Source organism: Paenarthrobacter sp. 10L420 (assembly GCF_056395385.1).
Map to the genome: position 1 here is coordinate 18,571 of NZ_JBFTJK010000001.1, position 24,405 is coordinate 42,975.

Consider the following 24,405-nt stretch of genomic DNA (forward strand, 5'->3'; position numbering starts at 1 on the left):
CATGACAACCCCCGCAGAAACCACGTCTGCCGCGGAATCCGGCGCTCCGACGTCGGCCGTTGAGCAGCGTCTCGCCGAGCTCGGCCTGACCCTCCCCGAGGTCGCCGCGCCTGTTGCCGACTACGTGCCGGCCATCGTCTCCGGCAACTACGTTTACACGTCCGGCCAGCTCCCGTTTATTAAGGGCAAACTCGAAGCTACGGGCAAGGTCTCCCTCGGCGAGTTGGGCGCCTCCGACGAGCCCACCGTCGATCCCGAGGATGCCAAGCGTTACGCCGCTGTCTGCGCGATCAACGCCCTCGCTGCTGTGAAGAGCGTCATCGGCGACCTCGACCGCATCACCCGCATCGTCAAGGTAGTGGGCTTCGTTGCATCCGAGCCCACCTTTACGGGCCAGCCCGGCGTCATCAACGGCGCCTCCGAACTTCTCGGCCAGGTACTGGGCGACGCCGGCAAGCACGCACGCTCCGCCGTCGGCGTTTCCGTCCTGCCGCTCGACTCTCCCGTCGAAGTCGAGCTCATCGCTGAATTCAGCTAAGGAACCGGTTCACCCAATTGCCGCAGCTTGCCCGCCGCCTGTTCGCACTCCCTCCCGCACTCGAAGGGGCAGCACGAAACTGGCTTGAGCTCGGCGAGCGGACCCCCAGGGCCGCCCGCTACGCATCATCCGTCGTCCTCTTGCGGGACTCACCCACCGGTCTGGAGACCTGGCTTGGTTACAGGCCAGGCTCCTCGCCGCTGGGCGTCGTCGCGTTCCCCGGTGGATCCCTGGACCCGTCCGACGACGACCCCGTCGGTTGGTTGGGTCCCTCACCGCAATATTGGGCTGAGCACATGGGAACGGACGACGTCGGACTCGCCCGCCGCCACGTTGTGGGCGCCATCCGCGAACTCTTCGAGGAAACCGGCGTCCTCCTTGCCGGCCCAGACGCTTCCTCCACTGTGGAGGCCAACTCGACCGTGGAATGGATGAAAGCCCGGGAAGCTGTGTCCAGCCAGGAGAAATCCTTCAGCGAAGTACTCGCCAAGCGTGGCCTTTCACTCCGCACGGACCTGCTGAAGCCCCTGGTCAACTGGCTCAGCCCCGACTTCGCGCACACCCGTTTCAACACCCGCTATTTCGCGGCTACAGTCCCGGTGAACCAGCAGCCGAGCATCCTGGGCAGTAAGGGAGTCTGGGGTCGCTGGGTGTGCGCCGCGGAAGCCATCGCCATCCGCGACACCACAGCCCTCGGCGACGAAATAGCCCAGGAAAACACCGTCGGACTCACTCTCGGCCAGCTCCTGGTCCCCGGGTCCGAAATCATGCTTGAAAAAATGGCCCATGCCAACGGCTGCATCGCCTACCTGAGTTACAAGCGCAAGGCGCACGTGTATCAGCCCAAACTGGTAGACGAGGGTGGAGTGCTGATGCTCGAGGTCGAAGCCGCCAGGACCGTAGCCGGAGAACCCCAGCGGGAGCGCTAAATCGGATCCTCTCTCACATCCCGACGGGTTTTGACGGATCCTCTCTCACATCCCGACGGGTTTTGACGGATCCTCCCTCACGTCCCAAGAGTTTTTGGCGGATCCTCTCTCACCTCCCGACGGGTTTTGACGGATCCTTTCTCACATCCCGACGAAAAAAGCCGCCCCGGTTCATCACCGGGGCGGCTTTTTGCAAGTAGAAATTAGCGCGAACGCTGGCGGAGCCGCTGCATGTCCAGAATAACGACGGCGCGCGCTTCCAGGCGCAGCCAACCGCGCTGGACGAACTCGGCCAGTGCCTTGTTGACGGTTTCGCGGGAAGCGCCAACCAGCTGGGCCAGTTCTTCCTGCGTGAGTTCATGGGCAACCAGGACGCCGTCGGTGGCCGGACGGCCGAAGCGGTCGGCCAGATCCAGGAGCGCCTTCGCGACGCGGCCCGGGACGTCCGAGAAAACGAGGTCGGACAGCGAATCGTTGGTGCGGCGGAGCCTGCGGGCGAGGGCCTGCAACAGCTGCGCGGAAACCTCGGGACGCGTGCGGAGCAGCGCGTTGAGGCTTTCGTTCTTCAGTCCGGCCAGGCGCGTCTCCGAGACAGCGGTGGCCGTGGCAGTGCGGGGGCTTGGGTCGAACAACGCCATTTCGCCGAAGAGTTCTCCCGGGCCGAGGATGGCCAACAGGGATTCGCGGCCATCGGGGGAGGTGCGGCCGAGCTTAACCTTGCCGGAAACGATGAAGTACAGCTGGTCACCCTGGTCGCCTTCGCGGAATACCGATGCCCCGCGTGAGAGGTCCACCTCGGTGAGTTCGTCCGTCAGCAAGCGGAATGCGTCGTCGTCAAGGGTGGCGAAGAGGGGTGCGCGGCGCAATACCTCGATGTCCATGAAATCTCCTGAATATAAGTTTCGGTCGTGGCGCTCCAGCCATTGTTTCAGAATTTTTAAGCTTCTGTGACGTACTTGGCAGGAGAAACGCTGAAACGGCGCGGTTTTTGCCCCTATCGGGCCTTGTTTGCGGTGCCTTTAGACGCTCGGAGCGCACCCGTATCGTGATGGGACTAACGGTTTCTTGTCAGGGTGCCCAACTACAATTGGCGCTACCCGGTCACAAGGAGCATTGGTGTTTGGCTTGACGATTTTGGATTTGGCATTGATCTTGATGCTGCTGTCCTACCTGATCTATGGCCTGCGCAGTGGCTTCCTGGTGACACTCGGCGGAATTGCCGGTTTTGTGGTTGGCGCGATTGCTGCATTTATGGCTGTTCCAGTTGTGAGCGGCTGGGTGAGCGATAGCGGTTGGAGGCTGACCGCCACGGTGGGTGCCGCCGTCGTGCTTATTGCGCTTGGCCACGGGCTGGGTACCATGATCGGGCGAAAAGTCCGCCACGCGGTGCGGATTAAGCCGTTGCACGCAGCCGACCGGTTGATTGGCGGCGTGGTCAGCGTGGTGGTCGCGGCGCTGGTGATGTCCATGTTGGCGTTCAGTATCAGTTCGCTGGGCGTGCCGTTTGTCTCGCAGCAGTTGGCTGAGTCGCGGGTTATTCGATACATCGATTCGTTGACGCCGACGCCGGTCAAAACCACTATGGCCCAATTGCGATCTACGGTGATCGGCGACGGTATTCCCAAGCTGATTGAGGGCTTCGGCCCATCCACACCGGTTACGATTCCCAACGAGTCCACCGACACTCCTGCCCTGAACCGCGCTGCCGAGTCCGTCCTGAAGATTGCCGGCACGGCCTTTGAATGCGGCCAGAACCAAACCGGATCCGGATTTGTCGTGTCGCCCGGGCGCGTCGTGACCAATGCGCACGTTGTCGCGGGCGTGTCGCAGCCGGTCGTGGAAATTCCCGACGGCGGCGCGTTGCCGGGTCGGGTGGTCTACTTCGACTCCCAGCGGGACATCGCGGTTTTGGCCGTAGACGGACTTTCATCGGATCCACTGCAGCTGAGTCCAGACCTGGCAGCCGGCAGCCCCGCAGCTTTTGCGGGCTACCCGCACGGCGGTCCTTTCCAGTCCAAACCAGCAACTGTCCAAGGGATTTCGACCATCCTGGTTCCTGACATTTATGGCAGCAATCCTTCTCCCGAGTCGGTCTACAAGCTTGCGGGTGACGTCCAACCCGGTAACTCGGGAGGGCCGCTGCTCACCATGCAAGGGCAGGTAGCCGGCTTGATCTTTGCCAAGACCACCACTGATGCGGCACTTGGGTTTGCACTCACCATGGAGGACATCCAGCCGGTGGCTGCCCAAGCTCCGGGCCTTAGCAATCCTGTTTCGCCCGGGCAGTGCACACGCAAGTAACTTTGACGGCAATTCCCGGACATTCTCCCGCCGCCTAATAGATTGGGAGCCATGACTGAAGCCACCCCCGCCACCGAAGCTGGTCGCGGCACCATTCTTGTGATCAACGGACCGAACCTTAACCTTTTGGGCACCAGGGAGCCCGAGAAGTACGGCACTTCCACGCTCGCGGACGTCGAGCAGTTGGCCATGTCAGCCGCGGCTGCCCATGGCTTCACGGTGGACTGCGTTCAGTCCAACCACGAAGGGGATCTCCTCGACGCTATCCACGCAGCGCGCGGAACCGCGGCGGGCATCGTCATCAATGCCGGGGCCTTCACACACACGTCAGTGGCGCTTCGTGACGCCCTGGCCGCTGTTCAGCTGCCCGCCGTTGAAGTGCACATCACCAACGTTCATCAGCGCGAAGAGTTCCGGCACCACTCCTACTTATCCGGTGTGTGCAGCGCCATCATCGTGGGTGCGGGCGTACTTGGCTACAAGTTGGCCATCGATTACCTGGCTGAAACCGTGTAGTGCAGCGGACGTGAGAGAGGGTTCCCGGGAAGCCGTCAGGACGTGAGAGAGGGTTCCCGGGAAGCCCTGTGGATGTGAGAGAGGGATCCCCGGGAGCCGTCAGGATGTGAGAGAAGGTTGGAGGGCAGTGAACCGCAGCAGAAGCGCGTGCTCGGGGTTCAGCACGGGCATGGGAAGGCCCACCTCGCCAAGGAAGCGTCCCGTTGCCACCGCACCATCGGCCAACCAGGCGACCGGCTGAGCCTCGATGAACGTGCGCCCGTAATCAGCATCCGCCGGTGTGGGGAAGATCGCTTCCACACGGTAGGAACGGGAGGCTTTCAGCCCCGGAATGGTTACACGCCCGGGCTGATCGGCGAAGCCGGTCCGCGTCTTGACCACGGCGAAAAGGGCTGCGGTGGCACCCACTGCAATGCCGCCGTCGTGCGTGGCATCGTCAACAACAGAGTCAGCGACAACCCCGTGCACCATCATCGACTCGTCCGCCAGATCTGCGCGCACCATCCGTCCAGTGTGGATCAACCCGCGGTGCTCCTTGTACAGGCTGATGAAGCGCTTGAGTTCCTCGCGCTCAGCTCCCTGGACTTCGCGGATGTCCCACTCCATGCCGAAATGCCCAAACAGCGCCGTGATGGCTCGGAAGGACAAGTCATGCGTCCGCGCCGTGGTGTGGGACGTCGTGGGCCCAATATGTCCGCCCACCAGCTCCGGCGGGACCACCATTCCGGTCCAGCGCTGGATGGTTTGCCGCTCCAAGGCGTCATTGCAGTCCGAGGCCCAGATCCTGTCAGTGCGGTCCAGGATCCCGAGGTCCACTCGGGCGCCGCCGGAGGAGCAACTCTCGATCTCGACACCCGGGTGCGCCGCACGGAGGGCATCGAAGAGCCGGTAAGCGGCAAGGGTCTGTTCATGCACGGACGAACGGCCGGCATGGCCGTGCTCCACGAGGTCCCGGTTTTGGTCCCACTTGAGGTAGCTGATGTTGTTTTCCCGAAGCAGGGCGTCAATCCGGTCAAAAATGTACTGCCACGCCTCGGGGTTCACGAGGTCGATGATGTGCTGGTGCCGCCATTCGAGTGGGAGCCGGCCACCGTCCTTGAAGGACAGGGCGGATGGTCCAACGATCCACTCGGGATGCGCGCGGGCGATGTCCGAATCAATGTTCACCATCTCCGGCTCAACCCAGAGGCCAAACTCCATTCCGCGGGAAGTCACCGCATCAATCAGGGGCGTCAGGCCTGAAGGCCAGATGGTCTCATCGACGTACCAGTCACCGAGGCCTGCGTGGTCGTCCCGGCGTCCGCGGAACCACCCGTCGTCGAGCACGAACCGCTCAACGCCCAGGTCCGCGGCGGACTCGGCCAGCTCGATCAAGGTCTCCAGGTTGTGATCGAAGTACACCGCTTCCCAGGTGTTGAGGACAACTGGCCTTGGCTTCCCAGCGACATCCACGTGGTGCGGGCGGGACCGGAACCAGCTGTAGAAGGCTTCGCTGATTCCGTCCAAGCCGCGTTCGGAGTAGGCGGCAAACAATGCTGGTGTGGTGTAGCTTTCGCCGGATTGCAGCACGACTTCGGAGGGGCCCAGGAGTTCGGAACCGCCGATCATGGTGCGGCCATCGGCCACGTTGTCAGCGAATTGCTCGTGGTTTCCACTCCACGCCAAGTGTGTGGCCCAGACTTTGCCGTGCCGGTTGCCGAAGCCGGCGGTTCCGGCCGCAAGCAGCAGTGAGGAATCGTGGCCCGTACGGCCGTGCCGGCCAGTGCGGACCCAGGTTCCTTGCTGGATGGCCCTGCGTTGCGGGTGCCGTTCGCGGCACCAACGGCCAGTAAGGTCCAAAAGCTCGACGGCGTCCGGCGCCACCGGGAGCATCGTCGCCAATTCGTCCACCTGGAAAGGCGACGTGCCGTCGTTGGTGACTGTGTGCCGCAGTTCCAAAAGACCACCTGGGTGCAAGGTGAGGTTGCTCGTGACGGTGATGCCGGCGTCGGGATCTGACTGAACGATCGACGCTGACGACCCGTCCGCCGTCGCGTTCACCACCCGCAGGCGTACAGAGAAGTCGTAGCCGGGGACGCCATCGGTAAACCTGTGTCCCCGCAACCCTGTTCGGCCCTGCCATGAGGAGGAGGCCTGGGGGAGGAGCCCGGCCGGTACGTTGGCATCGATCGAGGAGGGCGGGATGGGCTCATTGAGGATGGAAAGGTCCGGAAGGGCGTCGCCCAGGTCTGCTCCCCAGTGGGAGATTTCGGCCTCTCCTCGGTGAGTACTTATCACCAGGCTGGTACCGGCGGAACGGAGATGGAGCGGGTGCATGGGTGTGAGTCGCTTTCAAAAAGATGGTGTGAGGCCCACTCGGCGGTGCAAATGGGCACGAACGCGCGCAGAGCAGGCCTCACAACGGGAAGTTTTACTTGAAGAGGGCGTTGACCTGGTTGTTGGCTTCAGTCAATGAAGACGCAGGCTTCTTGCCGGAGAGCACGGCATCCATGGCCGGCTTCATGATGCCGTCCACCTTTGCGGCCTTGTCCGCGATCGGGAACAGGAACGTGGTGCCTTCCTTCACATGTGTGGTGAAGGCGGAAACGTCAGTGCCCTTGTCGGCGAACGCCTTGGCGGCAATCTCGGAAGAGCTGGTGATGGCCGGGAAGACCACGGCCTTGCTGGCTACGACGTCCTGGCAAGCAGCCGAGCCGAGGTACTCCACCCACTTCACGCTGGCGGCAGGGTTCTTGGTGCCGGCCCAAATGGAGTCAGCCAAGCCATTGAACATGCTGGCACGCTGACCGTTGGGGCCCTTGGGCGTCGGCGCAACGGCGGTATCGATGCCCTTGTAGGTCTTGTACTGGCCGATCAACCAGTCTCCGTTGCTGTTGATCGCAGCCTTTCCAGCACCGAAGCTGTCCGGCATGCTGGCTCCAACAGTGGTCTCTAGCTTGGGCATGTAGCCCTTTTCCACCAGGCCGGCCCACCAGGCGATGGTTTCCTGGAAGCGGGGGTCGTCGTAGTTGAACTTGCTGCCCCACGGGTTCTTGTCAGTGGCGGTCCAGCCGGTGGTTGCCGTGAGGAAGCTCCACTCCGTCTGGCCTTGGCCCGAGCCGCTGCCGGTCAAGCCCAATCCGTAGGTGGCTACGTTGTTCTTGTCGAAACCGGCTTCATCTCCGCGCTTGCCGTTCTTGTCCACGGTCAAGTGCGCGATCGTCTTTTCGTAGCTGCCGCCGTCCTTGGGGTTCCAATCAAGGTTGGCCATCTGCTCCGCGGTGATCCCTGCCGCGTCAGTCATTGCCTTGTTGTAGAACAGGCCTACGGTGTCCCAGTCCTTCGGCAGGCCATAGCGCTTGCCGTCCTGGCCCACCCAGAGCTCCGGGAGGCCCTTGGTGTAGGCATCAAGCTTGATTCCGTCTTTTGCCACAGCGTCATCGAGGGGCAGAAGCTGCTTCTTCGCGGCGTACTCCGGGTACTTGGACAGGTGGTCCGTGAAAACGTCCGGCGCTGTTCCTGCGACGAAACCGTTGGTCAGCGTGGTCCAGTAGTCGTCCCAGCCTCGCTGGGTGATCTTGACCTTGATATCCGGGTTGGCTTTGGTGAAATCATTGGCGCACTGTTGGTACGCGGGGAGCTGGTTGGCGTCCCACAGCCAGTAGTTGATTTCTCCCTTGGCCTCGGAGGAAGCAGGGGCGGAGCCACCACAGGCGGACATTGTCAGGGCGATGGCGGCGGCAGCAGCGGCGACGCCGAGGGTTTTCTTCATGACGAACCTTTCGTTGGGGAGTGCGGGTTACTTGATTCCGGAGAATCCGATGGAGTTGACGACCTTCTTGCCGAAGGCGATGAAGAGAAGGAAGATGGGCAGCGCGGCGACGAGAGTTCCGGCCATGAGCCCGGACCAGTCGAGGGCGCCCTGCGGGGACTGCGATTTGAAGACGCTGAGGCCTACGGTGAGCACCCGGACGCTCTCGTCCTGGCCCACCAGCAGCGGCCAGAAGTATTCGTTCCACTGCCCGATGAAGGTCAGCAGCGCCAGGGTGGCGATGGGGGCGGCGGCGTTGGGAAGCACAATCTGGAAGAAGATGCGCAGGTGCTTGGCGCCGTCGAGCATTGCCGCTTCCTCAACCTCGCGGGACATGCTGAGGAAGAACTGGCGCAGGAAGAAGATGGCGAACGGGGTCATGAACAGGAACGGCAGGGACATCCCGGCCATGGTGTTGAGCAGCCCGAGGTTCTTGATCATGAGGAAGTTGGGCAGCGCCGTGAAGATCGGCGGAACCATCATGGTGGTCAGGAACACGGCGAACACTTTATTCCTGCCAGGCCAGCGCAATCGGGCGAAGGCGTAGGCCGCCATGGCGCTGAAGAACACCTGGCCGGTTGTCGTGACGGTAGCGAAAATGATGGAGTTTTGCAGGTACAGCCAGAAGTTGATGGCGGCACCGGAGCCGCCATCGGCGATCGCCTCTTCGGTGGTTTGCAGCCCGAGGACGCGCTTGAAGGCGCCCCAGCTGAAGTCGGCCGGCAGGAGGTTTCCGGCGTTGGAAGCCAACGCGCTGTTGCTGGATAGCGCCGTCCGCAGCATCCAAAGGAACGGGGCAATAGTTACGGCGACGGCGACGCCGACCAGCACCCAGGCGCCAACCCGGCGCCAATTAATGGGCTTCTTTGGGGACGAAGTGGTGCGTGGTGGGTTCTGGCTGGAGACATTCTTACGAGGTGCGGTTGAAGTAGTCATGGCGGCTCTCCTTATTCCAAATCCGGCTTAGTCCAGGTCCGATTCGTTGCCCTTGAGGAACTTCATTTGCACGAAGGCCACCAGAGCGAGAATGACGAACAGGATCACGGACAATGCGGAGGCGTAGCCGAAATCGGATTCGCCGAAAGCTTTTTGGTAGATGTACATCTGGATCACGCGCGAGGCGTTGACGGGTCCACCGTTGGTTGTGACCGCAACAGTGTCAAAGACCTGGAAGGAACCGATCACGGTGACCACAAGCACGAGTACCAAAACCGGGCGGAGCAGCGGCATGGTGACGCTCCAGAACGTCCGGGCCGGGGACGCGCCGTCGAGGTTTGCTACCTCATAGAGGTGGTTGGGGATGGACTGGAGGCCGGCGAAGATCAGCAGGGCCGTGTAACCCATGTGTCGCCAAACGTTCACGAAAGCGATGGTGGGAATCGCCCATTGCTCACTGCCGAAGAAGGCGACGCGGGGGAGGCCCACCCAGCTCATGACCTCGTTGACGATGCCCAGCTGGTAGTCCAGCATCCAGAACCACAGCAGGGCGACGATGACGTTGGCCACCAGGAAGGGCAGTAGGAGTGCGCCCCGGATGAACGTGGATTTGGCCACCCGGTGCATCAGGAGTGCGAGTCCCAGCGCGATCACCGTCTGGAAGCCGATGTTCAGGACAACGTACTGGATTGTCACTCCCATGGCGTTCCAGAACAGTTCATCGCCGAAGATTGCCGTGTAGTTCGCCAGTCCAATCCAGGTGGGTTCGCCGAGGATGCTGTACTCAGTGAAGCTGAGGTAGATGCCGCGAATTGTGGGGATCAGAAAGAACGCCACGAAGCCGATCACGGCGGGGAAGATGAAGAAGAGTGCGATCTTCAGGTCACCGAGGCGGCTTGTCATGCTGCGTTTGGCAGGTTGCAGCTTGCGGGGTTGCCGGCCCAGGAGATTCCTGGCTGACCGCCGTGAGGCGTTGCCCGGTTGCTTGGTTAGCGTGGTCATCGTCGACCCTTTCCTGACTGTGATGTGGGTAACAACTGGGATAGAATCTACACGAGTAGATCAGAACGATGCAAGCTTTTTGGGAATATTTGTTCGTTTATGTCCAATTTGTTGACTCGTGTAGATCGCAGTGAAAGACTCAAACGAGCCCAGTGAGGGGCCACTACAACTGCTGCCAAGTCAGCTTCAGGGAAGGCAAACGATGACGTTTTCGATCGGTGTTCTAGGTGTCGGGCAGTTCGGCAGCCAGTTCGCGCACCTCTTCAAACTCCACCCCGGCGTCAATGCCGTTTACGTGGTGGATGAACTACCCGAGCGGGCCGCAGCGGCCCAGGAACGCTGGGGCCTTGATGGAGTGTTGGGAAGTTTTGAGGAACTCCTGGAGTCCGACGTCGATGCTGTCGCCATCTTCACGCAACGGTGGACTCACGGGCCTCTCGTTGAGCGGGCGCTGCGCGCGGGCAAGCATGTGTATTCAGCCGTCCCGATGGCGATCTCCGAAGCCGAAATCGAACGGATCATCCAGGCCGTGCGTGAAACCAAGCTTGTTTACGCCATGGGGGAGACCAGCTACTACAACCCCGCAACAGTCTTCGCCAGGCAACAGCACGCGGCCGGGAAGTTTGGCCGGATCTTCTACACCGAAGGCGATTACGTCCACGACATGGACCTGGGTTTCTACGAGGCCTACCAGTACAGCGGCGGCGAACGGTGGAAGGAAACGGCGAGCTATCCGCCCATGCTGTATCCCACGCACGCTATCGGCGGGGTCCTCGGCGCAGTACCGGCGCATGCTGTCAGCGTCAGCTGCATTGGGGTCAAGGACGATCGCGGAGATGGCGTCTTCGATAAAGACGTCAGCATGTTCGCCAACGATTTCTCCAATGCCACGGCCTTGTTCGAAATGAACGACGGCGGTGCGATGCGCACCAATGAGATGCGCCGGGTGGGCTATCCATCCCATCTCCGCGAATCCCGCTTCCGCTTCTTTGGCACCGAAGCCAGTTTCGAGCAGCTGGCAACCACCACCGTGTGGCAGGACAAAACGAAGGTGGAAGACGTCTCGGAACAAGTCGAGACGAAGCCCACGATGTCAGCCGATGATCCATCGTTGGCTGACGTGGCCCCGGAGCTCCGGGATGCCTTCATTTCCGGGCTGGCGCCGGTCCACGATCAATCACGGCTTCCCGAGGAATTCCTCGGAGCGCCCAACGGACACGAAGGCAGCCACCAGTTCCTCGTGGATGACTTTGTCACGGCGGTCAACAACCGAACGCTTCCGCCGGTCAACGCCTGGGTCGCGGCCCGCTTCACCTTGCCCGGAATCGTAGCCCACGAATCTGCCCTCCGTGGCGGCGAACGCCTTCCCATCCGGGACTTCGGCGACGCTCCCTCCTTGTAGCTAGCATTTACGTCATGACAACTTCGGCAGTACAAACCCCGCGCGGACCGGTTACACGCAAGGACGTGGCCCGGTACGCCGGGGTGAGTACCGCCGTCGTGAGTTACGTTGTGAACGGAGGGCCCAAGAACGTGGCCCCGGCGACGGAAGCCAAAGTGCGCGACGCCATCCGCATCCTCGGCTACCGTCCCAACGCTGCGGCCCGGGCTCTGAAGCTCGGGTCAAGCGAAACTGTCGGCGTGATTGTTCCGGACAATACCAACCCCTTTTTCTCGCAGCTCGCCCATGCCGTTGAAGATGCTGCGGCTGAACTTGGCTACGGCATGGTCCTCACCAACTCCGGCGGCAGCCTGGCCAAAGAGCGGCAAAACATCCGCAACCTGGCCGCACGGCAAGTGGACGGAGTGTTCCTGGCGAGCTGCGTGTTCGATCCCGATCTGACCGACCTTGAAGCTTCGGAAATCCCGTCGGTGCTGCTGAACAATGCTGGCTCGCCGCCAGGGTTCACCAGTGTAGGTGTGGACCTCGAAGCAGGCGCCCGGGCCGCCGTCGAGCACCTCATAGGCCACGGCCACACAAACATTGGCCTCGCCATCGGAACCAACACAGGCAACCAGCTCGACGGACGTGAAGTGGGCTGGCTTAGAACTTTGCGCGAGGCAGGACTGCCGGATGGCCCCATGCTTCATGGGGAGTTCAGCAGGCCGGGAGGTTACGAGGTAGGCAAGCGTTTCCTCGCCATGGCCAACCGACCTACGGCAATCTTCGCCAGCAACGACATGCAGGCGATCGGAATTCTCCGCGCCCTCCACGAGGCGGGCCTGAACGTTCCCGACGACATGGCCCTGGTGTCCTTCGACGGTTCCCTCGATTCCGAATACAGTTGGCCGGCGTTGACCACCGTGGCGCAACCTGTGGAGGAGATGGCTGAAGCGGCTGTTCGGGCACTTGTGGGGGAGGGCCGGGGCGAGGCACTGCAGCACAGGATCCTGCCCACGGAGTTGATCGTGCGCCAGTCGTGCGGCTGCAAGTGAGCCTTTCAACGTTCTCTCACATCCTGCCGGTTTGACTGCCGATGTTCTCTCACATCCTCCATTTACGTGAGAGAACGTCGGTCAAAAAGGGCCCCGATGTGAGAGAGCATCCGGGGGTTTACGAGTCCATGCTGGCGTAGCGCTCGGGCCGGGCGATTACCTGGCTAATTTGGGCCGTGCCCGCGGCCAGGGCGAGCCGGACCAACAGGAAACCGGCCGCAAAAACTCCCCCGACGGTCAGGAACACGACGGGCCGGGTCAACAAGGCTGGACCCGCGAGTGGCAGAACCAACGCTGCTGCTGCTGCCGCAGAGATACCTGTCACCAGGAGCAACGGCGACATCACCGCCTTGACCCGCGCAGCCACCATGAGTTTCTGCGGCATCCCTGCCCGGTCCAAGGCCACGAGGGTCGAAGCATGGTCGAGCACGGCGGCGGCTTGGTTTACGCCGGCGGAACAAGCCACCATCAGGAACGAGCCCAGCAGGGTGATCATTACGCCGGTGTTGATATCGCTCATGAGCAGCGTGGTTTCATCCGACGTGCTGCCGCCCATCGTGTCCGCTACCGCCATGCCGACGCCCACGAACACTCCCACAAAACTGGTCATGGCGACGCCCCCAACTTGTCGCCACGATTCCTTGGGACTTTCCAGGACTGTCCGTGCAGCGAGCAGTTGCTCGGGCCTCTTTGCCGTCTTGAGCTGCGATGACGCCTGAAGCCGCAGGACCCACGGCCCCATCAGGTTCAGTGCCAGCAGCGCCAGTCCGAAGCAGCCGCCCATCACGGTGATAATCACCATAAACGCGCCAAAGCTGCTCAGCATGCTCATGGCCATTACTCCGAAGACCACCACCACGGCCGCAATGAGGCCGCGAACCCAGTGGGCGCCGTCGGCCGTTTGCCTGGTCCGCACGCCCAGCGGCGTCAGCACAACCTTGCGGAGGCCAAGCGCAGCGCTCGCAGCGGCGAGTATGCAGACCGCGAGGATGCATCCCAGAATGGAGGGCACGGACAGCCAGGCATGGCCGCCTATCGCCTGTCCCCGGAACTGGATCAACCCTAGAAACGGTGCCGTGCAGGCATACAGCCCGGCGCCGGCCAGCGCGCCGATTGTCGCCAGGACCGTTGACTCTATGACCGTCATCCACACGACCGTGGTGCTACTGGCCCCCAGGAGACGAAGTGACGCCAGGCGGTCATCACGACGGCGGGCGGCGAGTCGCGCTGCCGAGGCACCGAGCGTCAGCAGCGGTATGACGAGCAAAACCATCGCGACGACGGCCAGCGCCTGGTAGGTGCCTGCGATGTCATCAGACCAGGACCAAAAGACTTGGGAACCGCCAGCCACCGTCAGCAGGAGTGCCGTGACCGTGCCGAACGCGAGAATCGGCAACCCGGCGTCGCGCAGTTTGGTTTGGTGCAGCCCGGTTTGACGAAGGCTGCTGCTTCGGGAGAGGTAGGGGGTGAGGCGTAGGGCCAGGGCAAGGCTAGACATTGAACGCACCCTTGAAATTGGTAGTGGCCGGAGCCGGCTGGCTGGGAGAGGAGGGCTGGCTGGGAGTGGATGGCTGGCTTGAAGAGGAAACAGCACTGCCGGTGTCCGCCACGATTCGGCCGTCACGCAGCTCCACCACGCGTTGGCAGCGTGCAGCCACGGTGGGATCGTGCGTAACCACCAGCAGTGTCCGACCATTGGCTGCAACGGAGTGAAGCAACACGTCAAGGACTTCATTGGAGGTAGCAGAGTCAAGAGCACCTGTGGGTTCGTCCGCAAAGACGATGCGTGCCCCGGTCACCTGCGCTCGGGCGATGGCCACCCTCTGGACCTGCCCGCCAGACAATTCACCGAGCCTGCGCTGTTCCATGCCGGCCAGGCCAAGGGCCGCCAGCCACTCGGCGGCACGGGCCTCGGAGGTGGTCCGATCGGTGCCGTTCAACATCAGCGCCAAGGCCACGTTCTCAACGGCAGTCAGTTCCGGCAGCAGCATGCCCTGCTGGAAAACGAACCCGAATTCCTCCCGGCGGAGACGGGAAAGCGCCCCATCTGCGAGGGAATCCAAGCGGATCGGACCGGCCGCCGAGCTCAAGGTGACCGTACCGGCGTCGGGCCTCAAAATTCCGGCGAGGCAGTGCAGAAGGGTGGTCTTACCGGAACCCGACGGCCCGATGATGGCAATGGATTCGCCTGGATTTGCGGCGAAGTCCACGTGATCCAGCGCGACGCTGCCGGGATAGTGCTTGGTGAGGTGCTGGGCATGGAGGATGGCGTTCATGGATCCAGCTTGGCTGCCGGGCCTATGCCAAGGCGTCAGTCCGGCGGCTGAACTCTGCGGACCGGCCTCCACCCGCGGTATGAGAGCCTACTTGGCCTGGACGTCCGCGATTCTCAGCTTCGCAACATTCTCGGCGAGTACGCGGCGAGCATCCTCGCCCAGATTCGAGTCCGTGATGAGCTCGTCGGCTTCCTCCAGCTGGGCAATGGATGCTATGCCCACCACACCCCATTTGCTGTAGTCGGCCAGCACCACAGTGCTGCGGGCTGATGCCATGAACGCCCGGTCCGTTTCGGCCTCGAGCAGATTGGGAGTGGTGAACCCTGCCTGTGCGTCCATGCCATGAACACCCAGGAACAGGACGTCCAGATGAAGCTGCTTGAGCGAGGACGTCGCAATCGGCCCCACCAAAGCGTCCGACGGCGTGCGCTCGCCACCAATCAGGATCACGGTGGAGCCGAACCGGGCCGGCCCCGACGAAGACCCGTGATGGAAGAGGTCGGCAATCCGCACGGAGTTGGTAACCACAGTGATTCTGGGACCATGGACGAGCTCCTGCGCCAGCGCCCACGTGGTGGTTCCTGCACTGAGCCCGATCGCCATGCCTTCATGGACGAGCGAGGCAGCCTCGACCGCAATGGCATGCTTTTCTGCGGTCAGCTGCGTGGACTTGAGCTCAAAGCCAGGCTCGTGGGTGCTGGCATCGCCGGGAAGCTTGGCCCCGCCGTGGATACGCTCCACGCGGCCGGTTTCTTCGAGGGCTTCGATATCGCGCCGAACGGTCATGGGGGAGACGCCCAGCAGCTGGGCGAGGTCCGACACCCGTACAACGCGCTCGCGCTGGACGGCATCGATGATGGCGGAGTGGCGTGCTGCCTGAAGCATCAAGGCCTTTCTGGAGAGCCTCATCAAACATGAGGCTGATTCTGGCTCCAGTCTAGGACGCAGTGGTGCTCCCGGGTGGCAAATGTAGTCCCGGCGCCGTCACGATCCTTTTGAACACACGACGGCGCCGCTCACCTTGGGAGGGGAGCGGCGCCGTCGTGATTGCTATTTCCTGAGGGATTCGGCGATTTGTTTCATGATGCCGGGGTCGGCCAGGGTGGTGGCGTCGCCGGTGTCGCGGCCTTCTGCGATGTCTTTGAGGAGGCGGCGGACGATTTTGCCGGAGCGTGTTTTGGGTAGTTCCGGAACGATGAGCAGTTGTTTCGGTTTGGCGATGGGGCCGATTTCCTTGCCGACGTGGTTCCGCAGTTCCAGGATTGTTTCTTCACCGTTGTTTGCGGCGTCACCGCGGAGGATGACGAACGCGACGATGGCTTGTCCGGTGGTTTCGTCGGTGGCGCCGACGACGGCTGCTTCGGCCACTGAGGGGTGGGAGACGAGGGCGGATTCGATTTCGGTGGTGGAGAGGCGGTGGCCGGAGATGTTCATGACGTCGTCCACGCGGCCCAGGAGCCAGACATCTCCGTCTTCGTCTTTTTTGGCACCGTCCCCGGCGAAGTACATGGACTCGAACCGGGACCAGTAGGTGTCCTTGAACCGTTCCGGGTCTCCCCAGATACCGCGCAGCATGGAGGGCCAGGGTTCGCGGACCACGAGGTAGCCGCCTTCACCGTTGGCCACGGACTGGCCGTTCTCGTCCACGACGTCCACGGCGATGCCGGGCAGCGGTACCTGCGCCGAACCGGGCTTGGTGGCCGTGACGCCGGGCAGGGGTGCGATCATCTGCGCCCCGGTTTCGGTCTGCCACCAGGTGTCCACGATCGGTGCGGGGTTTTCCTTGCGTTCGCCGTTCTTGCCGGCGTTGCCGCCGATGACGTCGCGGTACCACATCCATGCTTCGGGGTTGATGGGTTCACCCACGGAGCCCAGGACGCGGATGGAGGACAGATCGTATTTGCCCGGGATCTCACGTCCCCATTTCATGAAGGTGCGGATCGCGGTGGGGGCGGTGTAGAAGATGGAGACCTTGTACTTCTCCACCAGTTCCCACCAACGGCCTTGGTGCGGGGAATCCGGGGTGCCTTCGTACATGACCTGGCTGGCGCCGTTGATCAGCGGCGCATAGGCGACGTAGGAGTGGCCGGTGACCCATCCGACGTCGGCCGTGCACCAGTACACGTCCGTGTCCGGGTGAAGGTCAAAGACCACTTTGTGCGTGTATGCGGTCTGGGTGAGGTACCCGCCGGTGGTGTGCAGGATGCCCTTGGGCTTGCCCGTGGTCCCGGAGGTGTAAAGGATAAACAGCGGATGCTCGGAATCATGCCCGACGGCGGTGTGCTCAGTTGAGGCCTTGTCTACCGTCTCGCTCCACCAGAGGTCGCGACCCTCAACCCAGTTGACGTCCTCGCCGTTGCGCTTGACGACAACCACCTTTTCGACGGTGTGTCCTTCTTTGGCGAGGGCTTCGTCCACGGCCGGCTTGAGGGGGCTGGGCTTGCCACGGCGGTAGGTGCCGTCGGCGGTGACCACGAGCTTTGCTTCGGCGTCCTCGATGCGGGAACGGAGCGCGTCGGCGGAGAAGCCACCGAACACCACTGAGTGCACAGCACCGATTCTGGCGCAGGCGAGGAGCGTGATGACGGCCTCGGGAATCATCGGCAGGTACACCGCCACGCGGTCTCCCTTTGCCACGCCAAGGGCTTCGAACGCGTTCGCCGCCTTCTTGACCTCCTCGGTCAGCTGCGCGTACGTGTACGTGCGGGTGTCTCCCGGCTCGCCTTCGAAGTAGATGGCAACGCGGTCGCCCAAACCGTTCTCCACGTGCCGGTCCAGAGCGTTGTACGCGGCGTTGACTTCGCCACCGACGAACCACTTGGCGAACGGCGGATCCGACCAATCCAGGGCTTGCGTGAAGTCCTTGTCCCAGCTGAGCAGCTCGCGGGCTTGCTTCGCCCAAAACGCGGGACGGTCCGCTTCGGCCTCTTTATATTCATCGGCGGTAGCCACGGCATTCGCGGCAAACTCAGGTGATGGCGGGAACTTACGGTTCTCGTGGAGCAAATTCTCGAGAGCCTCGACGTGTGGTGCCCGACCGTTCTGCGGCGTCGACGCTGCAGCGGTGGTCGTGGATCCGGTGGTGTCCTGGGACATGGTGAACCTCATCATTCATCGATCTTTGCTGCGCGGACGCCGCCGGTTGAGTCCGCACTCCAGGCGTGAGCCGTCGTAGTGCGTCCCGCGGAGGGTCCGCAGAGTATTGTCCGCCTTCAACATTATCGCTTTGGGAGGTCCTACGTGTGGGTCGTCACAAATGGCTCAGCGAGCGGTACGGATTCGGCGACGAATGGCTGTTTTGGTTGTCAGGAACCGCTTACATGACGACACTTGGCATTCGTTGACTGTAAGGAAGCTTGGAGTTCCCTGTGGACGGAGCAGCATGACCGATTTCAGCTAGAAGAGTGTCAGTGGCGTGGCATAGGCTGAATAAGTCTTGGGACGCATCGTCAGGTGTGCCCGGTTTTCCGCGGAAACCTGCGGAAAATACCGGTCCGGACTGTCCAAGGCGCCGCCGTACGAAGGAGAAATAGATGAACCAGCTGAGCCCAGGCCCGCACGACTCACACCCGACGGGACCGGACACCGCGGCTGGAAAGGCGAACGACGCCGGCACCCCCACAGCTGCGAAGTCCGCCTCAGGCGCACCCACCAAATACGAGGCTGTTGCCGGCCCTTTCACCATTCGTGACCTCACGGTTTTCGGTTCTGTACTCCTGATGTTCATCGCCTCACTGCTGCCGATGTTCGGGGGCCGTTACAACCTGTGGAACCTGGACAACCTGTTCTTCCTTCTTCTGGGAATCATCCTGCCGGTGGTGGTTGTGGCGCTTTTCGTTGCCCGCCGACTGCAGCCCGGCACCATTGTCCGCGTTGGCTCGCTGTCGATTGACCAGTTCGCTTCCGTGTCGGCTGCATTCGCGGTGCCGCTGTTCTTCCTGACGATCGCCGATTCCTTCAACGGCAGTGTCCTGCTGGGCCTGGTAGGTTCCATTGGCTTGCTGGCGGCCACCGTTCTGGCCCCTCATCTGCCCTTCCTGTCGGCTGATTTCAAGGGCCGCGCTGAAACGCCGGCCCACGTCGTTGCTCGCCAGGCCGCGATTCCCACCCGTAAACCAGCTGCCCCGAAGCCTCCCAAGGAACCCAAAGCGCCGAAGCCAGCCAGCGGCGCCTCGACTCCGGGATTCCAGACCTCCGCGTATCAGCCACAGGGTGCGGGTTCCGCTGGCGTCCATCCCTATGCTCCGCCAGCCGGTGCGAGCCCCTACGCTCCGCCTGCCACGTCCGGCCCCGTTGCTCCGACCCCAACTGCTCCGGCCCCAACTGCTCCGGCCCCAACTGCTCCGGCCCCAACTGCTCCGGCCCCAACTGGTGGGCCCGCCGTCGTGCATTCGGCTGATTCCACGCCTCCTGCGGAACCCCAGGCTGCCGCCCCCGCCGCCGGTCCCTCGCCCGCCACTGGTCCCTCGCCCACCGCTGCCACCCCGGCCGCATCCGGGTCGCCAGCTCAGGCTTCGCCAGCAGAGCCGTCACCAGCCGAGCCCGACGTTGTAGTGGGCAACCCGGCAGAACCGCAGTCGCCGACGCAAGCTCCAGCCACCACCCAGCACGCCCAGCAGCCCGCCCCTGCGCAAGCCGCAGCGCCCCAGCCCGCCGCCCAGACGCCCGCAGCCCAGCAGCCCGCCAATGAGCGCGCATGGGCTGCCACCATGGCCACGCCCATCGTGTCCGCCGATACGCGCTCTGTGAGCGACTCCATTGGTGCCACTGTGGATCCGTCCAGCCGTTCGGAAGATTCTCCTGCCTATGAGGCCTTCTGGTTTGCCGTAGCACAGCCCCGAACTGCCTATGACGAACGGACAGGCGCTCCGGCCTTCACCATTGAGCCCGGCGGTTGGGTTCTGGCCCTTGAGGATCGTGGCGACGAATTCCTGGTTCAGGACACCGACGGCAAGGTTGGGGTCCTGCGGGAGCTCAGCAACATCGAACGCGGCTGAGAAGGACGCTGTGACCATCGCTGAAGCGGGATCCGTGCTGGCCTTGAAACGCCGGGCACGCAAGATCAACAGGGTCCTCGCTGAGAAATACCCCTATGCTCACGCCGAGCTGGATTTCCGGAACCCGTTTGAGCTTGTGGTGGCCACAGTCCTCTCAGCCCAGACCACCGATGTACTGGTCAACCAGGTCACCAAGATCCTGTTTGCCCGCTACCCGGACGCCCGTGCCCTGGCGGAAGCGGACCCTGCTGAGCTGGAATCGATCCTGCAGCCCACTGGTTTTTTCAGGGCAAAGGCCAGGAACGTCCTGGCTCTTAGCACCCGCTTGGTGGACGAGTACGACGGCGAGGTTCCAGGTCGCCTCGAGGATCTTGTAACGCTGCCTGGCGTTGGGCGGAAAACAGCCAACGTGGTCCTTGGGAACGCTTTTGGTATCCCCGGAATTACCGTGGATACGCACTTCGGGAGGCTGGCCCGCCGGTTCGGATGGACGGCATCCGATGATCCGGTGAAGATCGAATTCGACGTCGCTGAACTCTTTGAACCGCGGGACTGGACCATGCTTTCGCACCGCGTGGTTTTCCACGGCCGGAGGATATGCCACGCTAAGAAACCCGCCTGCGGAGCGTGCCCGGTTGCCAGCCTCTGTCCCAGCTACGGCGACGGCGAGACCGACCCCGTTAAGGCAGCGAAGTTGTTGAAGTATGAGCTCGCGCCGGGCAATGAGGCACTGTTGGAGAAGTTGCTGGCCGAGACGCACAGGGCGGCGGAGATCCGGATGGAATCGCAGAGGAGGCCCGGGTGACCGCGTTCGAGGACCTCGCCAAATTAGTAGCCCGTTTTGAGGCCGGCGAGCAGCAGCATTCTTCCCACTGGGCGAAGTTGCCCGTCACGCCTGAAACCAATCGAGCCGCAGCCGTGCTCATGCTCTTTGGCGTGCTGGACAACGTCCCGGCCGAATCCGGACGGCCCTTTGCGCCAGCGGATCTCGACGTTCTCCTGCTTGAACGTGCTCACACCCTGGACGATCACCCCGGCCAAGTAGCATTTCCGGGCGGAAGCGTGGATCCGGAGGATGACTCCGTGGTGTCTGCCGCCTTGCGTGAGGCAGTGGAAGAGACCGGGCTGGATGTCAGCGGTGTCAAGGTGCTGGGCGTCATCCCGGAGCTGGGGCTGATCCGCAGCAATTTCCGGGTGACACCCGTACTAGCCTGGTGGGACTCGCCTTCGCCCGTTCGTGTAGTGGACTACGCCGAATCAGCCCAGGTTTTCCGGGTGCCGGTTCGCGATCTCCTGGACCCCATCAACCGGGTAACCGCCACTATTTCCCGCTTCGGCCGCACTTTCTCCAGTCCGGGTTTCACCGTTAATGGACTGGTGGTCTGGGGCTTTACCGGGATGGTACTCAGCGGGTTGTTCGACGAACTGGGCTGGACGGTCCCCTGGGACCAGGACAAGCTGTACGAGATCGAGCTCTAGCAGCTCCGCCGCAGGTGCCTTTCAGGCGGCCCTGCGGTTCGCCGTCGAACGGTCCACGATCAGCCCCGTTGCGGCGTTTTCACGCACTGCATTTATGCCGTCCACCACGCCCTTGAGATGTTTGAACGTTGGCGACTCCGCTACAACTGTTCCGTCCGCCGCGGTAAGGCGAAACCGGTACGAGCCGTCGGTGTCTTTGAGAATTTCGAATCTGCCAGCCATTTTTGTGCTGTCCCCCTTGATGCTTCCTTGCAACAGTCGTGGGCCGGTGTGCCGGTCCCACCTAGAGAACGTATCCAGAAGCCGCCGGGAAAGAAAGTTACTTTGGGGTACCGGTCATGGAATTGTCATGCACCATCACACTGCGGGATGTGACTGGCTTGTTCTGAAGGCGGCAGCTAATCTGGGGCGCCGGCTACTCCGCAGTGCTGGCCAATCCGGCCTGCTGCGCCGTCTACGGCGAACGGGACGAATCATTAAGGCAGCAGTATCCGGCGAGGCTCGGGGATAAGGGAGCTGAGCAGTGCTGCCCGGAGGTCGGCTTCGGTCTCGACGAGCCGACGCTGTTCCATGCTTTGAAGGGCCTCGACGTCCACGGACTCCACACCGGACATCTCCGCAAGGCTCTTTATCCATGTTTGGCCAGTCACGCTGTCGTGTTGTTCCCCGAGGAGACGCTGCAGGACCATCGATGGTTGGATGATCGCCGTGGCAGCCGCGCCCAAGACATGGGCCGCCTCCACCGAGTACCGCAACACTTTGATGTCCTTTCGCGCGTCATGGAGCACGTCGTTGCGCTCTGCTTCATCAGCCTGTGTGGTGTCCGTTTCCAGGCTTCGTTGCGCCGCTTCCAAACTCTTCTGCACCGTCTCCCAACGCGGCTGCAGGAGTTCTGCCACCTCGAGGAGGCTGGGATGGTTGTCAATTTCCCGTGGCGCCAAAGCGGCAGTTGCAGGAAGAAGGGCTTGCCGGGTTGCCTTGACGATTCCTTGCCATCTCCGTCCGGTCCCGACCCGGATAGCCATTGCGTTACTGCTGGCCAGGAGCTCGTTCACGGCTTCATGGAGTGTGTTCGGCGACAACCAAGCCTCTGACGCGTCCAGCCATAGCGTCAAACGTTGGGACAGAACATAGGCGTCGCGGGCTTCGCCGAGGGAACGCGCCAGCCACCGGACATCCCGGCCCGTGGCCTCCGGGACGTCAGGGAGAACGGATTCGTAGCATGAAAGGACAGAACGGAGCCGCCGAAGCGCCAGCCGTGCGCCGTGGACGGCCTCCTGGTCAGCCGCGCCGACCAGCGGCAAGCAGCCCTCCAGCTCTGCTAGTTGGAAAGCGATGTACGAATCCACGGAATCACGCACGTCCGAGCCCACGTGGCCAGTTTCCTCCGGACAGCCGGGGCGGACAAGCAGGTGCCTATTTCGCTTTGTCGTAAGAATCGACGACGGCGACACTCACCGGGAATTCGACTGGAATCCGGCCGAACATAAGCTCTTTCGCTGCGTTTGCGGACTCCTCGATCGCCTGGATGCAGGCGTCTACGGCTTCATCCGGGGCATGGACCATCACTTCGTCGTGGAGGAAGAAGACGAGTTCCCCTGAGGGTAAGCCTTCGGCATGCAAGGCCCGCAGCCGCCGTCGTAATTCCGCCAACCAACAGGAAGCCCATTCCGCGGCCGAACCCTGGACCACGAAGTTTCGCGTGAAGCGGCCACGGGAGCGTGCCAGGTTGTCGGCTCGCCGCTGCTCCTCGGCGGTGGTGGACTGTTGGCTTCGCAACCAGCCGTGGGACGGCGGTGGGCTGCTTCGTCCCAAACGGGTGGTGACGGTCCGCCCTGCCTCACCTTCCCTGGCTGCCTGCTCCACGAAGCCCACCGCTCGCGGATATGTGCGGGCCAACTGCGGCATGAGCCTGCCCGATTCGCCGGTGGTGGCGCCGTAAATGGCCCCGAGCAGCGCAACCTTCGCCTTGGATCGATCCCCGCCGAAGCCTTGTGCTGCTATCCCGGCGTAAAGATCTTTGTCGCGTGCGGCCTCCGCCATTTTTGTGTCCTGGGCGAGTGCTACAAGGACGCGGGGTTCCAGTTGGGAGGCGTCCGCGACGATGAGCTTGTGGCCAGGGTCCGCTTGTACTGCCGCGCGGATATTCCGGGGAATCTGCAGGGCACCGCCGCCACGTGAGGCCCACCTGCCGGAGACCACGCCTCCCACCACGTACTCTGGATGGAACCTGCCGTCCTGAACCCAGGCATCCAGCCAGGCCCAACCATTCGCGGTGTGCAGGCGGGAGAGCTTCTTGTACGCAAGCAGTGGCTGGATCGCGGGGTGTTTGGACTCCTGGAGCTCCCATTGCCGGGTGCTTTTGACTTCGATGCCGTTCCGATGAAGGGCGCGCATCAGGTCCTGTGGCGAGTCCGGGTTCAGGCTTGGTGATTTGAGGATCTCCCGCAGCTCGTTGCACAGCATCTCAAGTGCCCTGGGCCTGTGGCCAAGGAGCGGACGGGGACCGAGTACGTCGGCAAGGATCTGCTCGTGCACCTCTTCCCGCCAGGGAACGCCGGCGTGTTGCATTTCCACCGCCACGATTGCACAGGCGGACTCAGCCGCGAGCAGCAACTGCAGCCGTTGTTTCCGTTGGTCCTCTGCAGGGACCTGGGCGATCGCATGCTGCTGTGCAGCAAACTCATCCCGCAGTTCAGCGAGACCCGGACTCTTGGACGTCGGGGTGAAGTCCTCGAAGAGTGCGCCCTGATCGGCGGGTGGTGGTGGAGGCTGCAGCGCCCGCGGCGGCGTTGAATCGTCGTCCTGCGTGAGCTTTTCAGCGTTCTTTGCGAAGTCTGTGTGCGCCGTGAAAGAGGAGTGCGCCAGGATAGCTCCGCAGAGAGCGAGGTCATGGCAGCGCTCCAGCTTCACGCCGTTCGCCAGGAGGTCCGGGTAGAAGTCCTGCGCGCGATGCCACACCCAGCGGGGCCGTTGGCTTTCCATTTCACGGACGACGCCGGGCAACTCACCTCGTGTGACGACGCGCGCGTCGGTGGTGGCCTTCCCGGACGGTGAAACTCTTTGTATGGCTGCGCCGTCCGGATGGGCGGCGAGCAGCAAATACATGTGTCCATTCTGCCCTGTCGCAGTACAGCAACTGTTCCTCCACACTCCTTGGTTGGGCTGGGTTCTCCACATGGGGCGTTTGAGAGCTTACGTCCAA

Annotated in this window: 21 protein-coding genes; 9 read left to right on the forward strand and 12 right to left on the reverse strand. The window is 62.7% G+C overall.

All coding sequences use genetic code 11. The features are described 5' to 3' along the window. The first annotated feature begins 1 nt into the window (after position 1). A complete protein-coding gene (locus AC1DD5_RS00085) occupies positions 2–538 on the forward strand; it encodes a RidA family protein (RefSeq protein WP_431116595.1) in 537 nt (178 codons plus the stop codon). A gap of 17 nt (positions 539–555) precedes the next feature. Continuing rightward, positions 556–1,467 (forward strand): NUDIX hydrolase, encoded by a 912-nt coding sequence (locus tag AC1DD5_RS00090; protein ID WP_442018697.1) that lies wholly within the window; start codon positions 556–558, stop codon positions 1,465–1,467. A 203-nt stretch (positions 1,468–1,670) separates the two neighbouring features. On the opposite strand, the gene AC1DD5_RS00095 is transcribed toward AC1DD5_RS00090, so the two are convergent. Beyond that, entirely contained in the window at positions 1,671–2,348 is a 678-nt protein-coding gene (locus AC1DD5_RS00095) for a Crp/Fnr family transcriptional regulator (protein WP_011775987.1), read from the reverse strand. Positions 2,349–2,583: 235 nt separating this feature from the next. Here AC1DD5_RS00095 and AC1DD5_RS00100 point away from each other — a divergent pair, with 235 nt between their 5' ends. Further along, complete coding sequence (locus AC1DD5_RS00100) at positions 2,584–3,768, forward strand: MarP family serine protease (protein ID WP_477520334.1); 1,185 nt, start codon at positions 2,584–2,586, stop codon at positions 3,766–3,768. 51 nt (positions 3,769–3,819) lie between these two features. After that, positions 3,820–4,284: a type II 3-dehydroquinate dehydratase gene (gene aroQ, locus AC1DD5_RS00105; protein ID WP_477520237.1), complete on the forward strand. Its 465-nt coding sequence runs from the start codon at positions 3,820–3,822 to the stop codon at positions 4,282–4,284. Between the two features lie 99 nt (positions 4,285–4,383). On the opposite strand, the gene AC1DD5_RS00110 is transcribed toward aroQ, so the two are convergent. The 4 genes from AC1DD5_RS00110 to AC1DD5_RS00125 form a co-directional block, all read right to left on the reverse strand. Then, entirely contained in the window at positions 4,384–6,600 is a 2,217-nt protein-coding gene (locus AC1DD5_RS00110; RefSeq protein ID WP_477520335.1) for an alpha-galactosidase, read from the reverse strand. Between the two features lie 94 nt (positions 6,601–6,694). Continuing rightward, entirely contained in the window at positions 6,695–8,035 is a 1,341-nt protein-coding gene (locus AC1DD5_RS00115) for an ABC transporter substrate-binding protein (RefSeq protein WP_477520336.1), read from the reverse strand. A gap of 27 nt (positions 8,036–8,062) precedes the next feature. After that, positions 8,063–9,010 carry a carbohydrate ABC transporter permease gene (locus AC1DD5_RS00120; protein ID WP_477520337.1) on the reverse strand — a complete coding sequence of 316 codons (948 nt, stop codon included), beginning with the start codon at positions 9,008–9,010 and terminating at the stop codon, positions 8,063–8,065. 27 nt (positions 9,011–9,037) lie between these two features. Beyond that, complete coding sequence (locus tag AC1DD5_RS00125) at positions 9,038–10,012, reverse strand: carbohydrate ABC transporter permease (RefSeq protein ID WP_477520338.1); 975 nt, start codon at positions 10,010–10,012, stop codon at positions 9,038–9,040. A gap of 202 nt (positions 10,013–10,214) precedes the next feature. On the opposite strand from AC1DD5_RS00125, the gene AC1DD5_RS00130 reads away from it, so the two are divergent. Together AC1DD5_RS00130 and AC1DD5_RS00135 are read left to right on the forward strand one after the other, a co-directional pair. Further along, positions 10,215–11,414 (forward strand): Gfo/Idh/MocA family protein, encoded by a 1,200-nt coding sequence (locus tag AC1DD5_RS00130; protein ID WP_442018702.1) that lies wholly within the window; start codon positions 10,215–10,217, stop codon positions 11,412–11,414. Positions 11,415–11,428: 14 nt separating this feature from the next. Next, positions 11,429–12,448: a LacI family DNA-binding transcriptional regulator gene (locus AC1DD5_RS00135; RefSeq protein WP_477520339.1), complete on the forward strand. Its 1,020-nt coding sequence runs from the start codon at positions 11,429–11,431 to the stop codon at positions 12,446–12,448. A 118-nt stretch (positions 12,449–12,566) separates the two neighbouring features. On the opposite strand, the gene AC1DD5_RS00140 is transcribed toward AC1DD5_RS00135, so the two are convergent. From AC1DD5_RS00140 to acs, 4 genes are all read right to left on the reverse strand, one after another. Next, positions 12,567–13,946 carry an FtsX-like permease family protein gene (locus AC1DD5_RS00140; RefSeq protein WP_477520340.1) on the reverse strand — a complete coding sequence of 460 codons (1,380 nt, stop codon included), beginning with the start codon at positions 13,944–13,946 and terminating at the stop codon, positions 12,567–12,569. Further along, on the reverse strand, positions 13,939–14,724 hold the full coding sequence (locus AC1DD5_RS00145; RefSeq protein ID WP_477520341.1) for an ABC transporter ATP-binding protein: 786 nt from the start codon (positions 14,722–14,724) through the stop codon (positions 13,939–13,941). The genes AC1DD5_RS00140 and AC1DD5_RS00145 overlap by 8 nt, the downstream gene beginning before the upstream one ends. Before the next feature lie 87 nt (positions 14,725–14,811). Further along, positions 14,812–15,609, reverse strand: a complete 798-nt coding sequence (locus AC1DD5_RS00150; protein ID WP_216927051.1) for a DeoR/GlpR family DNA-binding transcription regulator — start codon at positions 15,607–15,609, stop codon at positions 14,812–14,814. Positions 15,610–15,774: 165 nt separating this feature from the next. After that, positions 15,775–17,820: an acetate--CoA ligase gene (acs, locus tag AC1DD5_RS00155; RefSeq protein ID WP_477520728.1), complete on the reverse strand. Its 2,046-nt coding sequence runs from the start codon at positions 17,818–17,820 to the stop codon at positions 15,775–15,777. 437 nt (positions 17,821–18,257) lie between these two features. Between acs and AC1DD5_RS00160 the strand changes: the two genes are divergently transcribed. Genes AC1DD5_RS00160 through AC1DD5_RS00170 form a run of 3 tightly spaced genes read left to right on the forward strand, consistent with a single transcriptional unit; the run spans position 18,258 to position 21,200 of the window. Then, on the forward strand, positions 18,258–19,721 hold the full coding sequence (locus AC1DD5_RS00160; protein WP_477520342.1) for a hypothetical protein: 1,464 nt from the start codon (positions 18,258–18,260) through the stop codon (positions 19,719–19,721). Positions 19,722–19,731: 10 nt separating this feature from the next. Then, positions 19,732–20,526, forward strand: a complete 795-nt coding sequence (gene nth, locus AC1DD5_RS00165; RefSeq protein WP_477520343.1) for an endonuclease III — start codon at positions 19,732–19,734, stop codon at positions 20,524–20,526. Continuing rightward, positions 20,523–21,200, forward strand: coding sequence for an NUDIX hydrolase (locus AC1DD5_RS00170; RefSeq protein ID WP_477520344.1), 678 nt, complete (start codon positions 20,523–20,525; stop codon positions 21,198–21,200). Before nth ends, AC1DD5_RS00170 begins: the two co-directional genes overlap by 4 nt. Before the next feature lie 21 nt (positions 21,201–21,221). On the opposite strand, the gene AC1DD5_RS00175 is transcribed toward AC1DD5_RS00170, so the two are convergent. The 3 genes from AC1DD5_RS00175 to AC1DD5_RS00185 all read right to left on the reverse strand — a co-directional run bounded on the left by AC1DD5_RS00175 (position 21,222) and on the right by AC1DD5_RS00185 (position 24,308). After that, a complete protein-coding gene (locus AC1DD5_RS00175; RefSeq protein WP_442003434.1) occupies positions 21,222–21,422 on the reverse strand; it encodes a YegP family protein in 201 nt (66 codons plus the stop codon). 254 nt (positions 21,423–21,676) lie between these two features. Next, complete coding sequence (locus AC1DD5_RS00180) at positions 21,677–22,573, reverse strand: CHAD domain-containing protein (protein ID WP_477520345.1); 897 nt, start codon at positions 22,571–22,573, stop codon at positions 21,677–21,679. A gap of 43 nt (positions 22,574–22,616) precedes the next feature. Beyond that, entirely contained in the window at positions 22,617–24,308 is a 1,692-nt protein-coding gene (locus AC1DD5_RS00185) for a bifunctional 3'-5' exonuclease/DNA polymerase (RefSeq protein ID WP_477520346.1), read from the reverse strand. Between the last annotated feature and the right edge of the window lie 97 nt (positions 24,309–24,405).